Annotated in this window: 13 protein-coding genes and 1 pseudogene; 8 read left to right on the top strand and 6 right to left on the bottom strand. The window is 53.2% G+C overall.

Annotated features, from left to right (window positions below; translation table 11 throughout):
• Both Q0Y46_RS02905 and Q0Y46_RS02900 read right to left on the bottom strand, forming a co-directional pair.
• Positions 1-466: pseudogene (locus tag Q0Y46_RS02905) on the bottom strand (sulfide/dihydroorotate dehydrogenase-like FAD/NAD-binding protein); the annotation flags it as partial.
• Between the two features lie 342 nt (positions 467-808).
• On the bottom strand, positions 809-1618 hold the full coding sequence (locus tag Q0Y46_RS02900; RefSeq protein ID WP_297944678.1) for an alpha/beta hydrolase: 810 nt from the start codon (positions 1616-1618) through the stop codon (positions 809-811).
• Between the two features lie 91 nt (positions 1619-1709).
• Here Q0Y46_RS02900 and Q0Y46_RS02895 point away from each other — a divergent pair, with 91 nt between their 5' ends.
• Positions 1710-2654, top strand: coding sequence for an MBL fold metallo-hydrolase (locus Q0Y46_RS02895; RefSeq protein WP_297944675.1), 945 nt, complete (start codon positions 1710-1712; stop codon positions 2652-2654).
• 27 nt (positions 2655-2681) lie between these two features.
• Here Q0Y46_RS02895 and Q0Y46_RS02890 read toward each other — a convergent pair whose 3' ends face one another.
• Positions 2682-3254: a hypothetical protein gene (locus Q0Y46_RS02890; protein WP_297944673.1), complete on the bottom strand. Its 573-nt coding sequence runs from the start codon at positions 3252-3254 to the stop codon at positions 2682-2684.
• Between the two features lie 41 nt (positions 3255-3295).
• Entirely contained in the window at positions 3296-4522 is a 1227-nt protein-coding gene (locus Q0Y46_RS02885; RefSeq protein WP_297944670.1) for a cysteine desulfurase, read from the bottom strand.
• A 476-nt stretch (positions 4523-4998) separates the two neighbouring features.
• Here Q0Y46_RS02885 and Q0Y46_RS02880 point away from each other — a divergent pair, with 476 nt between their 5' ends.
• Positions 4999-6363, top strand: coding sequence for an FISUMP domain-containing protein (locus Q0Y46_RS02880; protein ID WP_297944667.1), 1365 nt, complete (start codon positions 4999-5001; stop codon positions 6361-6363).
• Positions 6364-6396: 33 nt separating this feature from the next.
• Complete coding sequence (gene epmA / locus Q0Y46_RS02875) at positions 6397-7383, top strand: EF-P lysine aminoacylase EpmA (protein WP_297944664.1); 987 nt, start codon at positions 6397-6399, stop codon at positions 7381-7383.
• Here epmA and Q0Y46_RS02870 read toward each other — a convergent pair.
• Positions 7380-7889 (bottom strand): TlpA disulfide reductase family protein, encoded by a 510-nt coding sequence (locus Q0Y46_RS02870; protein ID WP_297944661.1) that lies wholly within the window; start codon positions 7887-7889, stop codon positions 7380-7382. The two genes, epmA and Q0Y46_RS02870, sit on opposite strands and share 4 nt — an antisense overlap.
• A 33-nt stretch (positions 7890-7922) precedes the next feature.
• A complete protein-coding gene (locus Q0Y46_RS02865; RefSeq protein WP_297944658.1) occupies positions 7923-8447 on the bottom strand; it encodes a TlpA disulfide reductase family protein in 525 nt (174 codons plus the stop codon).
• Between the two features lie 124 nt (positions 8448-8571).
• Here Q0Y46_RS02865 and Q0Y46_RS02860 point away from each other — a divergent pair, with 124 nt between their 5' ends.
• The 5 genes from Q0Y46_RS02860 (at position 8572) to alaS (ending at position 15834) form a co-directional block, all read left to right on the top strand.
• Positions 8572-9639 (top strand): type IV pilus twitching motility protein PilT, encoded by a 1068-nt coding sequence (locus tag Q0Y46_RS02860; protein WP_295681159.1) that lies wholly within the window; start codon positions 8572-8574, stop codon positions 9637-9639.
• Between the two features lie 4 nt (positions 9640-9643).
• A complete protein-coding gene (locus Q0Y46_RS02855; RefSeq protein WP_295681156.1) occupies positions 9644-10846 on the top strand; it encodes a type II secretion system F family protein in 1203 nt (400 codons plus the stop codon).
• Between the two features lie 439 nt (positions 10847-11285).
• Positions 11286-11828: a hypothetical protein gene (locus tag Q0Y46_RS02850; RefSeq protein WP_297944654.1), complete on the top strand. Its 543-nt coding sequence runs from the start codon at positions 11286-11288 to the stop codon at positions 11826-11828.
• 171 nt (positions 11829-11999) lie between these two features.
• Positions 12000-13007: a family 16 glycosylhydrolase gene (locus tag Q0Y46_RS02845; RefSeq protein ID WP_297944651.1), complete on the top strand. Its 1008-nt coding sequence runs from the start codon at positions 12000-12002 to the stop codon at positions 13005-13007.
• 181 nt (positions 13008-13188) lie between these two features.
• On the top strand, positions 13189-15834 hold the full coding sequence (alaS, locus tag Q0Y46_RS02840; protein WP_297944648.1) for an alanine--tRNA ligase: 2646 nt from the start codon (positions 13189-13191) through the stop codon (positions 15832-15834).
• Positions 15835-15842: the final 8 nt, after the last annotated feature.

Raw genomic sequence — 15842 nt, 5'->3', positions numbered from 1 at the left:
TGAAAATGATTTCGTCGGCGAGGGCGGTCATTTCTTCCTTCATGAGGAAGAGGCTCTCGTTACGGGCACCCATGATGATGGTGACCTTGTTGCCGGCCTTCTTCATGGCCTGCACGATCGGGTGCATCGGGGCAATGCCCACGCCACCGCACACGCAAACCACGTGGCCAAAATTCTCGATGTGGGTCGGGGAACCGAGCGGGCCCACGAGCACCGGGATATCGTCACCGACTTCGAACTTGGAGAGTTCGGTGGTGGTCTTACCGACGGTCTGGAAAATCAGGGTGATGGAGCCTTCAGTCGTGTCGGCATCGGCGATGGTGAGGGGCACGCGTTCGCCGTTGTCCTTGTTCGTCTGGAGGATGATGAACTGGCCGGCCTTACGCTCTTGGGCGATCAGCGGGGCCTCGACGCGGAATTGGAATACCGCAGGAGATAACTGTTTTTTAAAGAGAATTTTTGCCATAGTGGCACAAATTTAAAAAAGTCTCTCCTTCCGAGGAAGTTTTTTTCCGAAAAAAGGCTCCGATTAGACTGCATTTTTACGAACTCATGCGGGAGAGCCTCAACTCAGAACTCATACGGGATGTACTTAACTAAGAACTCATACGGGATGTACTTAACTAAGAACTCATGCGGGAGGGGCCCCAGCTCAGAGTTGCGAAGGCCGCACGGGCCCCTCCCTGCACCCTCCCCATCCTTGGCCGACGCTTCCATTCTCACAATGTTTATTGAATTTTCCTTTTTTACGAATATCCCACTATAGCTATTCTAATTAGCTATAAAGAATTAAAGCATCTAAATTAAGCTATTTCTGTAGAAATTGGAAAATTCTTTCCTTGTATTCCTTGAGCTCGTCGAAGGCAGCGTGGCCGTACCCTTCGAACATCTGGAACTCGTAAGGAACATCGGCTGCCTTCAGCCGCTCCACAATCTTCTCGGATGCGACAGGCAACACCACGCGGTCGTCGCTCGCGGCAAGCACGAGCACCGGGCACTTGATTTTGCCGAGGAGGTCCCCCGTATTCACGTTGTCGCACTCGTGGGAGAACACGGCAAAGCGGTCCATTTCCGCATCGGACACATCCCTGTACATCATGAGGAGCGCACGACGGTAGCGTTCCACGAATTTCACCGAAAAGCTGTCGCGGATAAAAGCCTCCACAAGGCCTTCGCGGTCGTGCGCGCGGGCAAGGCGGGTCCAGTTGCCGAAAACTTCAAGTTGTTCAGGTTCCGCCTTCGAGGTCGAACATCCGAGCACAAGCTTCCACACAAGTTCCGGATGGTTCGCGGCAATATGCTGTGCCACCATGCCTCCCTGCGAAACTCCGTACAAAGCGACATCGGTCAAGCCTAGCGCCTGCAGGGCGAGCACCTGGTCGCGTGCCATCTCTTCGAGGGAATATCCGAGTTCAGCATCCTTGCGCCGATCAAAAAAGTAGAGCGTATAATCCTCAGTAAACATCTTGTACGGCACCTGCAAAGATGCCGCAGACTTCATCACGCTCTTGATAGCAAGCCCAGGGATTATGACCAAAGGCCTTGCACCCGTACCAAAACGGGCGTATTCCATCTCAAATCCGTTCGTGCAAACTGTTTGTACAAGATTTTCGCTCATATAATAAAAGATACATTCATATTTCACGAAGGAAAACCGATTTTTCTTGTTATTTTTCTGCCATTCCCTCTTTAAAAAAGGAGTTCGCCCCATGAACAAGATTTTCGGAACGCTTTGCGCCACGGCGCTCATGCTCACGCTCTCCGTCACCGGTTGTAGCGATACAAAGAAGGGCACTAACGAGAACAAGGCAGAAGAACCCGCCGACCAGGCGGCCCCGGCTAGTGCTTCGACAGGCTCAGCAACCGAAACCGCAAATGCCCCGACAGAGGCCGCCGCGCCCGTCGAAAGCACGAAAACCATAACCCTCGCGAACGGGGCAAGCGTCACCTGGATCCAGGACAACGACGGCGAAAAGCTGATGCCACGCACGCTGTTCAGTGACGCCAGCGACTCGCTCTATAACAGCATAAACATGCCCGATGGCATTCCTGCCAGCGTGAGCACGTTCCTCGTGAAAATCGACGATCAATATATATTGTTTGATGCAGGCCTCGGCGCGTTCGGCGGGCAGCTCATGAATCGCCTCGCCGCACTCGGAGTCAACCCCGACAACATCGGGCTTGTCTACCTGACGCATTTCCATGTGGACCACATTGCGGGCCTTGTCACAAAAGACGATGCAGGCAACGACGTGAAGGTCTTCAAGAACGCCGCCGTCTATGCGGGCAAAGTGGAATACGACGCTTGGATGAACGACATCCCGAAAAACGACTTGCAGAAGGGCATCATGGCGCTCTACAAGGATAGCCTGCATCTGTTCGCCTTCGGCGACAGCCTCCCCCACGGAGTACTCGCGATAGACGCCATCGGACATACTCCCGGCCACACAGCCTTCCAGCTTGCAAACCTGATTATCGTCGGCGACCTGATGCACGGTTACGCCTTACAGAAGGACCACCCCGAAATCAATTCCAACTACGACATGGACAAGCCGAAATCCGCCGAGAGCCGGGGGCGCATCATGCAATACGCCAGCGACAACAAGCTCCTGATGGCCGGCATGCACCTGCCCCCTCCGGGATTTATGGAATAGGAACATCTCTAAGCGGAATCAACCTAATCAGCGCAAGATGTCAGGGCAGTCCGCTTTGAACCTTCCCTTTATATAGACAGGGCCATTGGGTATTTCACACGTCGGTTCATCACTAATGCCGTCACAAGACTCCACCACTTCTGCCCTAATCGAAGCAGCGCAGCCATCGACAGTTGCGCGTCCATCAATGCAGTGCTCATAACCCGTATTCACTGCAGAAGTGTCGCAGTTATCCAAAGGCAAACAAATCGTTGTAAAAGCCGAAATAACGGCAACGTTTGGATAACCCGTTTCTGTTGCCATGCTTATCTTGCACAACTGGGACGGTTTCGCTGCGGCAGCGGAACTTTCCACAACCGACGAAGAAGACTCCGCCGAAGATGGACCAGTCAAAGCACCTGCAGAAGAAGGGCCAGACAGAGCATCGGCCGAAGAAAGAGCATCACCAGACAACGAAAGGTTTTCTACAGACGAAGAACTTGAAACAGCATCCTCTACATTAGAGGCCGAAGAGCCATCGTCTCCACAACCTACAAAAAAGCAACAGGCAAGTAAAGAAGCCGTTAATGCGCAACCGATATTCAAAACAATCTTGTTCATAGTTTCCCCAGTTTAAAACAAACCCGACATAAGCCGTCGCGTTACGAGAACAGTCTCAGCACGCGCTGGATTCCGGCAACGAACCGGTCGATATCGCGTTCAAGCGTGTAAGCGCCAAAACTGAGGCGGAGCGTGGCATCGACGCCGAACCTGTCCATGACAGGTTGTGCGCAGTGGTGCCCGCTGCGCACCGCGACGTTTTCTTCGTCAAGAATCATCGCGGCGTCGCTCACGGCTATGCCGTCCAGCGTGACGCTCAGGAGCGCGCCACGCTCCTTGGGGTTGCCCAGCACCTTCACTTGCGGAATTTCAGCCAAGCGTTTCAGCGTATATTCTACCAGTTTGCTTTCGTGCTGCCGGATTTCGTCGAGACCGACGCGGTTCAGCCATTCAATAGCCTTGCCCAAACCGATGACTTCGGCAATGGCAGGCGTTCCGGCCTCAAAGCGGGCGGGCACGTCGGCATAGGTCGTCTTCTCGAACGTCACGTTCTTGATCATTTCGCCGCCACCATGCCACGGCGGCATGCTGTCGAGCACGGCGTACTTGCCATAAAGCACACCCACTCCAGTGGGGCCGTAAATCTTGTGCCCGCTAAAAACGAAAAAGTCGCAGTCCAGCTTTTGCACGTCCACCTTGATATGGCTTGCGCTCTGTGCGCCATCAATCAGAATCTTGGCCTGCGGTGCATTGGCCCTGACGATCGCGATAATCTCGGCGATGGGATTCACGGTACCAACGGCATTGCTCACATGCGTGACCGCGACCATCTTTGTGCGCGGAGAAAGCAAAGCAGGAATGGCATCTAGATCCAAATCTCCATCGTCCTTGACAGGAATAACCTTGATTTTTGCGCCCTTCATCTCGGCGACAATCTGCCAGCTAACGATATTGGCGTGGTGTTCCAACCCGCTAATCAAAATCTCGTCGCCCGCATCAAAGAACTTGCGCCCGTAACTCCAGGCAACCAGGTTGATGCTCTCCGTTGTCCCGCGCGTGAACACGATTTCATCTTCGCTTGCTGCGTTCAGGAACTTCGCCACGTTCTTGCGGGCGGCTTCGAAGGCTTCGGTAGTGCGGGCACTCAAGCGGTACACGCCACGCTTGACGGAACTATAGTGTTCACGGTAAAAGTCGTCCATCGCATCGATGACGCACGCAGGCTTCTGCGTCGTCGCGGTGCTGTCTAAAAAAGCGAGGGGACGTTCTTCCCTGTCGCCGGCCACAAGCATCGGAAATTCACTGCGGATTTTTTCTGCATCAATCATGCCGCAAATGTAGTAAACAAACGCTTCTGTGACTCAAAACACTGTGTGTTTTTCGACACTTTGCAAACACTGTAAACAATTCTAAATTAGTTTATGTCCCTCTCGAAATGACAGCAAAAAAGAATAATTCTTCTTCATTCCTTTTTCTATATTTTTTTTGAATTGCAAGCCAATTCAAAGGGATTTTAAGTTGGATAGTTATGAAAAAAATGAACGTCGGCTTTATTGGAAAGAGCTGTACGAAAGAGCAAAAGCCATGAGGATGCTGACCTATGTCACGTCGCTTTCGGGCTGTTCCCTGTTGGCCATCGCCATATTGTAAATCCTTTCTTACGAAACCTAGTCCTCGCGCATCAATTACACTGTTTCTTTCTTTTTAACTTTTTTTCAGTTTATAATTTCTATATTGAGATGTGACGCGAATCACATCTCAATTTTTTTTTGCGTCTTGATGTTAGGGAGAAAGAAGACCGATCATGAAACCGTATTTTGTTGTTTTTTTACTTCTCGCCGCAGGCGCCATGGCACAAGAAGATCTACATACAGCCATTGACGACGGCGATATCGCAACAGCCAAGAAAATCGTAAAGTCCGGGGAACTCGAAGAAATCTATTGTGGCAAGCTTCCCGCCGCCTCGGCAGTCGCCATCTACGACAAAATCTTCAAGAAGATGCCCGACGAATCCTTTGAACAGTGCCCCTCCCAGTTCTCCTACGGCTACGGTGCCAAAGTTTGCGCCAACCCGAAGGCCCTGAACGCCTGCTCCGAAGTCATCGGCTACCTCCTGACCGACGCCAATGCGGGTAACTCCAACGCATTCAACGCCCTCAAGAAGGTGGGCAAGGTCGCCCTCGCGAACAAGGCATTCAAGAAGCCCCTCAAAGAAAAGGTCGACACCACCATGTGGGTTCCCTGCAAAAAGAAGGGCAAGGCCTGGAAGGAATGTATCGAAGCCTGTGAATCCTACGCCGAAGAAATTGGCGACGAAGAACGCCTCGCCACTTGCAAGAAAAAGCCGGCCGAGTACAAGGAAACGACCATCACCATTTCCAAGCCGTCCCCCATCTTCGACAAGCTGAAAACCGGAATCATGGAAGGCTACTGGAACGCCCCGATGACATCGGCCATCAAGTTCTCCGATCTCATGCAGCAGTTCGCAAAGCCGCTCTCCATCCCGGATACCTCCATTATCAACCTCAAGTACGTGGTGCGCTGGGCTCAAAAGCACAAGGCCGACAGCACGGCACTCCCCGGTGGCCAGCTTTTCCGCTTCTGCACTTCCTGGGAATCCAAGGTGGACCAGATTCTCGACACCTTGCAGTTCGAAACGCGCTGCCCCGTGTTCGAGACCTTCGTCGACGACCGCGACGGCAAGACTTACAAAGTCAAGGAAATCGACGGCAAGAACTGGTTCGTCCAGAACCTGAACTTCGAAATGGAAGAAGGCTCCATCTGCTACGACAAGGATGACGAGAACTGCAACGCCTACGGCCGCCTGTACACGCAGGCCGCAGCCAAGGCCGCATGCCCCGACAACACCCATCTCGCGACAGACGAAGAATGGAAGATGCTCGAGATTTTGGCCGGTGGTGCAAGCGGCGCTGCAACAAAGCTCCGCAGCAACGGCAGTGACGATTACGCATTTACAGCCCTGTTCGGTGGCTATGCGAACAGGAACGGTATTTCGACGACTCTTGGCGAAGGTGCATACTTCTGGACAGAAAAAGCCGACGGCGACAAGCGCGGAACGGCAAGGTCCATGTTCAGTACCGATGCCGAAGTTTCGTCCATATCGGTGGACATAGGCTTCTACTTGTCGGTGCGCTGCATCAAGGACTAGGGATGGTCCAAAGGGAAAGGATTGGGAGGTGACATGATTCAAGACCAACAAGAAACGCGCAGATCAGAATTTGCGCCTACTTGTAACAGGGAGACATGGCTCAAGCGCCAGACGCTCATGAGCCGCGTCCGTGACTTTTTCAACCGCAGGAACGTGCTCGAGGTGGAATCCCCGGCACTGTCCATGGCCGGGGGCACAGACCCGCAGCTCGACTATTTCGAGGTCAACGCGACACCGCCGCGCTACCTGATGACGAGCCCGGAATTCCACATGAAGCGCCTGCTCGCCGCCGGTTTCGGCGACATCTTCCAAATCACCAAGTCGTTTCGCAAAGACGAATTCGGCGCATTCCACAACAACGAATTCTCGATGGTGGAGTGGTACCGCGTGGGTATGCCCCAGTCAATGCTGATGGACGAGGTCGAAGCACTGGTGAGCGACATTATCGGCGAACCGCTGAACGCGCGCCGCACCCGCTGGGTCGACGCCTTCCGCAACTACGCCGGAGTGGACCCCTTCTGCAAAGACCTGATGGACTTCGCAAAGGCATGCCGCAGCCGCGACGTCGTCGTTCCCGAGCAACCCGAGATGATGTCCCGCGAACAGTGGTGGGACTACCTCATGATTTTCATCATCGAACCCGCGCTGGCCGAGAACGGTCCCGAGTTCATCATCGACTACCCGCCTTCACAGGCAGCACTTGCCGAGACGTTCATCGGCGAAGACGGCCTGCGCTGGGCTCGCCGGTTTGAGTTGTTTGTCGATCACATCGAACTATGCAACGGTTACTCCGAACTGACGGATGCCGCGGAGCAGCGGCGCCGTTTCGATGCCGATCTCAAGACCAGGAGCAAAATGGGCAAGCCGCTCCCTCCCGTCGACGAGAGATTCCTAGCGGCGCTGCGCTACGGGATGCCCGCCTGCTCGGGCGTGGCCCTCGGGCTCGATCGCCTGTTCATGCTCGCGTTGAACAAGAAAGAAATTTCCGACGTAATACTCTTCCCGAGTACAGTCGCCTAAGTATTCGGCCGCTTCAGCAACCGATCCAATTCATGCCGCATCTTCGATGCGTCAAAGGTGCCCACGTCTACACGCTGGACGCTGTCCTGAGAATCTACCAGATAATGCACGGGAATGACACCCGGATTGCCCAGTTTGTTCATCATCTCGTAATTCCAGTGCAGCATCGTCCACTCGATATCACGCGCGCGCTTGTACTTTGCCGCCGTCTCGATATCGTCGTCTTCGTTCACGACAAGGACCTTGAGCCCTAAGCCCTCGTATTCCGCAGCAAGTTTCTTGAGTGCAGGGAGTTCGGAGTTGCAGGCGCCACACCAGGACGCGCTCACCACGATAAGCGTCGCTGCACCCTTTTCCTTCGAATAGCTAGATACATCGCCTTCGACAGTGTTCCCCTGGAAATCCTCAATCTTGGAGGGGACCGTCTGGAACCCGACTTGGCCACAACCCGCAAGCAACAGGGTTGCAAACAAAACAATCGCAAGGCACTTTACTCTAAACAACATCTATAACATCCTATAAAAATTCATGAGCGGGAATCACTTGAAATGCTCTTCGAACAAGAGGTCTATCGCCTCCCGGTAATGCTTCGCAGAATTTCGCCCAGCAAGGTTCGCCACCACTTTGCCCTCGTTCGTGAGGAAATAGGCACTCGGAACGCCTTGCCCTTCGCGCTGGAAAACCTTCATGGAATAGTCCGTCTTCTGCACCACAGGCCACGGGATCGCATTCGCCTTCGCATACCTCCGGATATCGCCCACGTCGTAATCCTGGAACACCATCAAGAACTGGATACCGCGAAGCGAGTTGTCTTCGTAGACAGGTTTGGCCGCACGGATTTCTTCTTTGCAGTACGTACACCAGGTGGCCGTGAAAATGACGACGGTCCCGATTTTTCCCTTGTAATCCCTCAAGGCGACATTTCTCCCCCTGAGGTCATGGAACAGTAACTTGTCGGGAATGGAAGGTGGCGAAAGCAGATAAATCGCAACACAAAGTACAGCGACCAACGCAGCAATGGTGCCCGCCGCAATACCCCATATTTTTCCCCAGTTTCCCTTCATGCGTTAAAATTTAGCAGTAGTTTGCGGCCAGAATTAAAAAAAATCCTCCCCAAAAAGAGAAATAGCGCACGTTTTGACGAAAATCACACAAAAAACAGCATTTTTTAAATTATATTCAGTAAGTATGGCTTACAATATTCAAGAATTACTCGCAGAAATGGTGAAGCGTGGAGCTTCTGACCTGCATATTACCGCAGGTACTCCTCCCCTTTTCCGAATCTCAGGAAAATTGACTCCGATTGGCGAAGACAAGCTCAAGCCGGACGAAACTATGCGCATGACGTATAGCCTGATGAACGAACTCCAGAAAAAAACATTCGAGCAGGTCAAGGAGTGCGACTTCTCCTTCGGTATCGCGAACCTCGCGCGTTTCCGTGCGAACGCCTACCTGCAGCGCGGTTGCGTGGCTCTCGCCCTCCGTATCATCCCGCTCGAAATCAAGACCTTCAAGGAACTCGGCCTGCCCAAAATCATGGCCGAATTCACGACTCGCCCCTCCGGGCTCGTGCTGGTGACCGGTGCTACCGGTTCCGGTAAGTCCACGACGCTTGCCGCCATGATCGACAAGATCAACAAGGAACGCCACGAGCACATCCTCACTGTCGAAGACCCGATTGAATTTTTGCACAAGCATCAAGGCTGCATGATCAACCAGCGCGAAGTGGGCAGCGATACGAACAGTTTTGCCCAGGCACTCAAGATGGCGTTGCGCCAAGACCCCGACGTGGTGCTCATCGGCGAAATGCGTGACCTCGAAACGATCCGTTCGGCATTGACCATCGCCGAAACGGGCCACCTTGCGTTTGCAACATTGCATACGAACTCCTGCGTGCAGACCATCAACCGTATCGTCGACGCCTTCCCGAAGGGCGAACAGCAGACGGTCCGCACCCAGCTTTCCTTCGTGTTGCAGGGCGTCATCTGCCAGACCTTGCTCCCGAAAATCGGTGGCGGCCGCGTCATGGCATACGAAGTGATGAACGTGACTCCGGGTATCCGTGCGCTTATCCGCGACGACAAGGTCCACCAGATTGAGTCGATGATCGAAATTGGCCAGAAGTTCGGCATGAACACCATGAACATGTGCTTGTGCGAACTCGTCAAGAACCGCAAGATCGACCGCTTCGATGCGCTTGCCCGTTCTCCGAGCCCGGACCAGCTGGAAAATCTTTTCGCAAAGGAAGGGGTATAACTGAATGGCCGAATTCCTTTATAAAGCCACAAACAGCCAAGGCAACAACTTCGAAGGCACGCTGGAGGCCAAAGACAAGGCCGAAGCCGAAGCCCTGCTCCTGCGCCGCCGCCTGGTCATCGTGAGCCTCAAGAAAAAGCCCACCGAAATCAAGATTAAGATTGGCACGGGCATCAAACACGAAGACCTCACCCGTTTCACGCGTATGTTCTCGTCCATGTGCTCCGCCGGTTTGCCGATGTTGCAGTGCCTGAACATCCTCGAAGAACAGTGCGAAAACCCCGAACTCAAGAACGTCATCCACAAGGTGACGCAGTCTATCAACGGCGGTTCTTCCCTGGCCGATGCGCTTGCGCTCCATCCGAAAGTATTCGATGCTCTTTATTGTAACATGGTGGCCGCGGGCGAAGCGGGCGGTATTCTCGAAGGGATCCTCGCGCGTCTGGCAGAAACCATGGAAAACAGTATGCGCCTGAGGCGCAAGGTCAAGAAGGCGCTGACCTACCCGGTGATGGTTATCATCGTGGGTATTTTCGTGGTGATTGCCCTCATGACCTTCGTGGTGCCGACATTTGCCGAGCAGTTCGCCGCACTCGATGCCGAACTTCCCGCCCCGACGCAGGTCGTGATGAGCATATCCGACTTCATCCGCGACAACGGTGCATTCCTCTTCCTCGCCGTTATTGGCGCTATCATCGGTTTCAAGATGTCCATGAAGGTCCCGAAGGTGAAATTCGCTTGGGACAAGTTCATGCTGAAAGTCCCCAAAATAGGGGATTTACAGATAAAGTCGTCTACAGCCAGTTTCTCGCGTACGCTTGGCACCCTATTAAACGCAGGTGTGTCCGTGATGGATGCACTCCGAGTCGTTGCATCCACAGCCGGTAACATGGTCGTGGAAAAAGCTATCGGAAAAATTGCCATCGGCATCGCCGGCGGTAAATCCATCGCAGACCCCATGGCCGAAGTGGGCATCTTCCCGCCCATGGTTATCCAGATGACTGGCGTGGGTGAAAAGACCGGTAACCTCGGGGGCATGCTTCTCAAGCTCGCCGACTTCTACGACGAAGAAGTGGACGCGGCAGTGGACTCCGTCGTGAGTATGATTGAACCGTTGATCATCGTGTTCTTGGGCGGCGCGGTCGGTGGTCTCTTGATTGCAATGTATATGCCGATGTTTAGCATGGGTGATGCTATCAAGGGATAACAAACTGCGTAATACTTCGTTACTCCCCCTCTCGCCGTAGATTTTACTACGGCTTCGGGGGTCGTGGCCTCGTCTTACTTGTTTCTTATCCCTTGCTAGTTCTGTGAACTACAAAGCGGTTTTGAGCGAAATTTTGTCGATATATAATTTTTAATCGTTTTTCTGCGAAATTTGGTTTTACGCCTTTAATTTTCATTGTTTATTCACCCTGCGCCTCGTCTTCATCCCTTGCTAGTTCTGTGAACTACAAAGCGGTTTTGAGCGAAATTTTTGTCGTTGTGTAATATTTAATTCGTTTTTTGCGGAATTTGATTTTACGTGTTTCTTTAGAAACACCTTTTTGTTTTAAATCGAATTTCGTTCTAGAATTCTCTATTTTGTTTTAATTTCTTTTGTTGTGCTTTGATTATATTGCTTTATCATGTACAGGAGGATTTGTATGATAAAGCATTTGTGCATTGCGTCTATTGTCTGTTTCGCCTTGTTTGCTGCTTGTTCCGACGACGAGAGCGTCGGCAAGCCGGCAAATGAACAAACTTCGACCATCATCCCTGTTTCTGGGGAATCCACCAATTTTGTCGCGGGGAAAGGTTCTTGCGGGGGTGGCCATCTTGCGAAAAGGCACTTGATGGCTGTGGATTCTACTGAAATCGTCACGACAGGGTATAGTCCAACAACAAAACAATTAATGCCTGGAGATTCCGTCGAGTTCACCATGAAAGAGGATGGTTCTGCCGTTTTCTTGGTCAATACTTATTCGGTATGTGCGAACTATGGCCAGGTAACGGGCATAAAACTTGAACTTCAAGGGGACACCTTGATTGTCCGTGAAGAGATAGAAACCTTCCCGGATACTGCCACGGTCCAAACTGATTGTCTTTGTTTCGCCGACTACAAGGTAGATATTTCGGCCAAGTATATCGGAGCCAAATACCTGAATTTCCACGACGTCAATCCTATTGTTTATAAAGAAAAAGAGTGAATTTTGTGAGATTTTTGAGAGGCTCCCTTTGAAAGGGAGCCTTTTTTGCGTTTTTTCACGTCTTTTTTACAAAAATACAGCTACAGTTGATACAGACAATTCTATTTTGGCAAGCATTCCTAGTGACTGCGGGGCGGCTATGAAGTATCTTTGAAGAAAAAGAGGTTTACTATGAACATCAAGTATTTGTTGCCCCTGTTTGCCGCCGCCTTGCTGGTCGCCTGCTCTGACGATGATTCTTCCCCGACAAAGGCTCCGGATGCCACTATCACCGGCTCGTCTTCTTCTGATGGCACTTTGCTCCCGCCGGCACTCTCCAGCTCCGACGTTCCCCCGGCTGTAGACGGTTCTTCCAGTTCCGTTCTGGCTCCTGTCGCCAACGAATCCTCCAGTTCAGCAACAGCAATCCAGACAACCGACGAAAACGGCAAGCTCATCGCTCTCGACCCGTCCAAGGAATACACCTTCTACGGTAGCGAATTGACTGGCAAGGAACAGTTCCTGTATGGTCGTTTCGAGGCCAGAATGAAGATGGCGTCCATTCCGGGTACGGTCAGCTCCATGTTCTTGAACTACGACAATTCCTATAAAAAGGGCGACGAACCGTGGAACGAAATTGACATTGAAGTCCTCGGCAAGTCCCAGACCCAGTGGCAGTCCAACATCATCACGCGCGAAGCGGACCCCTCTATCCCCGGAACCACGAACTCCGAAACAATACATGATTTCGGCTTTGACGCCACGCAGGATTTTCATTTGTACACAATCGTTTGGACTCCAGAGTATGTCTCTTGGGAAATCGACAGTGTTGAAGTCCGCCGCGACACTCTGGGTATGGCTCACGGCACCCATGCAGACGCCGACCAGGTGAAGTTCCTGACTAAACCGCAGAGCTTGCGTTTCAATCTCTGGGCATCACAGACTCCGGCTTGGACTGGCAAGTTCACCGGCATCGGCCTCCCCATCGAACAGCAGATTGATTACGTACGCGCTTACACCTACGATACGACAAGCAAGGCTTTCACGCTCGCTTGGCAAGACGATTTCGAAGGCACGTCCCTCAATTCGGACCGCTGGAGCCGTGGCAACTGGACGATGGAATTGGTTGAATACCGCGTTCAGAACGTCAAGGTTTCCGATGGCATGGCAAGAATCATCCTTGATTACGAAGCCGACTAAAATTTTCATAAGTTCCTCCTAACCCCCTATCCCCGGCGCTTGCGCCGGGGATTTCTGCGTTAATTGAGGCTCCAGGCTCGAGGCTCGGGGCTCGAAATCACATCCCTAACCACTAACCACCAACCACTAACCACCTCTTACTTTTCTATCTTTGTTCCCGAAAAAACAAAAAGGGTAAACTATGCCTACTATGACTTCCGCGCAGGTGCGCGAATCTTTCATCAAGTTCTTTGAATCCAAGGGCCACCTCTTTGTGCGTTCTTCGCCGGTGGTTCCGCATGACGACCCGACGCTCATGTTCACGAACGCGGGCATGAACCAGTTCAAGGCTATCTTCCTGGGCGACAATCCGAAGGGCTGGAAGCGCGCATGCAACAGCCAGAAGTGCCTTCGCGTGTCCGGTAAGCACAACGACCTCGACGTGGTGGGCCGCGACAATTACCACCACACCTTCTTCGAAATGCTCGGCAACTGGAGTTTCGGCGACTACTACAAGAAAGAAGCCATTGCTTGGGCCTGGGAACTCCTCACCGAAGTTTGGAAGCTCCCGAAGGAACGCCTCTTCGCAACTGTCTATCAGGACGATGACGAAGCCTGGCAGATTTGGAAGGACGTGTCTGGTCTTCCGGATGACCGCATCATGCGCTTCGATGCTCACTCAAACTTCTGGGAAATGGGCGACACCGGTCCGTGCGGCCCCTGCTCCGAAATCCATTACGACCGCGGCGACCTCGCCACGCAGGCCGAAACGTTCAAGGACCCGATCAAGGGCGTGAACGGCGAAAACGACCGCTACATCGAAATTTGGAATAACGTGTTCATGCAGTATGAACGCGTGAGCGATGGCTCCTTGATTCCGCTGAAGGCCAAGAACGTCGATACCGGCATGGGTTTCGAACGTATCTGCGCTATTTTGCAGGGCAAGACCAGCAACTACGACACCGACGTGTTCACCCCGATTATCGCAAAGATTGCTGAACTCAGTGGCGTTCCGTACAACGATGGCGAAGCCGGCACCCCGCACCGCGTGATTGCCGACCACATCCGCGCCATTTCTTTCGCTATTGCCGACGGCGCCCTGCCGAGCAACGAAGGCCGTGGCTACGTGCTCCGCCGCATCTTGCGCCGCGCGAGCCGTTTTGCCCGCCTCCTCGGCCAGAAGAAGCCGTTTATTTGCCAGCTCGTGCAGGTGCTCGCCGATACCATGGGCGATGCCTTCCCCGAAATCCGCGAACGCAAGGAATTCGTTGCTTCCGTGATCAAGAGCGAAGAAGAAAGCTTTATCCGCACGCTCGACGCCGGCCTCGAACGCTTCGCTTCGATTGTTGAAGAACTTGGTGGGGGAACGATTATTCCTGGTGACAAGGTGTTCCTGCTGTATGATACTTATGGATTCCCGAAGGATCTCACTGGCATTCTCGCCGAAGAAAGAGGGATGACTATTGATGATGTGGGCTACGAAGAATGCATGAAAGTACAGAAGAAACGTGCTCGCGACAACATGAAGCAGGGCATCAACACGATGGGTACCGAAGGCTGGACGCAGTACAGCGAAGCTAGCACGAAGTTTGTCGGTTATGAACTCTCCGCTTGCGAAACGAAGGTTGTCCGTTGGCGTGAAGACAAGGGCGTCTTGAGCATCGTGCTCGAAACTTCTCCGTTCTATGCCGAAATGGGTGGCCAGGTTGGTGACAAGGGAACGCTCGTTTCCGCTGACCTCGAAATTGACGTGTTCGACACCGTGAAGGTGAATGACACCGCCCTCTGCCGCGGTAAGGTAAAGAAGGGTACGGCCAACGAAACGACGATGGGTGCTGTGTTCATGGCAACCGTCGACAACGACCGCCGTAACGACATCCGCAAGAACCACTCCGCCACTCACTTGCTGCAGGCAGCGCTGCGTCAGGTGCTCGGCACTCACGTGCAGCAGCAGGGTAGCTTCGTTTCGAACGAACTCCTCCGCTTCGACTTCAGCCACTTCAACGCAATGACTGCCGAAGAAATCCAGAAGGTAGAAGACATCGTGAACGCTAAGGTCATGGAATGCTTGCCGGTCAACACTCAGGTGATGGGTGTGGACGAAGCTAAGGCAAGCGGTGCCATGGCTCTGTTCGGCGAAAAGTATGGCGACGAAGTCCGCGTCGTGAAGATGGGCGCCTGCAACGAAGAATTCTCCAAGGAACTCTGCGGTGGCTTGCACGTGCAGAACACCGGTAACATCGGCATGGTGAAGATCATTTCCGAATCCAGCGTGTCCGCTGGCGTGCGCCGTATCGAAGCTGTTTCTGGCCGTGGCGCTCTCGCTCTGCTCCGCGCCGGCACGCACATCCTGACCGCTCTCCGCGAACAGCTCCGCTGCAAGGATGCCGACGTTCTCGATCGCATCCAGCAGACTTTCGCCAAGACGCAGAACCTCGAAAAGAGTCTCCAGTCCGTGAAGCTCGAACTCGCGACGCTTGCCGCTGCCGAAATTCTGAACGGTGGCATCAACGTGGCGGGTGTGAACCTGTTCGTGCGCGAATTGGCCCTGCCGGACGAAAAGTACAAGGACTTGCTCGATGGTATCCAGAACAAGCTCGACACCGACAGCGTCGCCGTGATTGCGAACAAGTGCCAGTGCAACGGAAGCATCGCCGTGATGGTCGGCAAGAACGTTCAGGCCAAGGGCATCAAGGCCGGTGACATCGTCAAGGACCTCGCCGCTGCTTGCGGTGGCCGCGGCGGTGGACGTCCGGACCGCGCTCAGGCCGGCACCAAGGAAGTCGACAAGATTGCCGGTGCTATCGCCAACGCGAACAACTGGATCCGCACGAAGCTGGGCGCATAAAATTTGCC

Origin of the sequence: uncultured Fibrobacter sp. (assembly GCF_947305105.1) — a bacterium.
GTDB lineage: Bacteria > Fibrobacterota > Fibrobacteria > Fibrobacterales > Fibrobacteraceae > Fibrobacter.
Note: the sequence above shows the minus strand (reverse complement) of the source record. Positions and strands in the feature narration are given on the sequence as shown.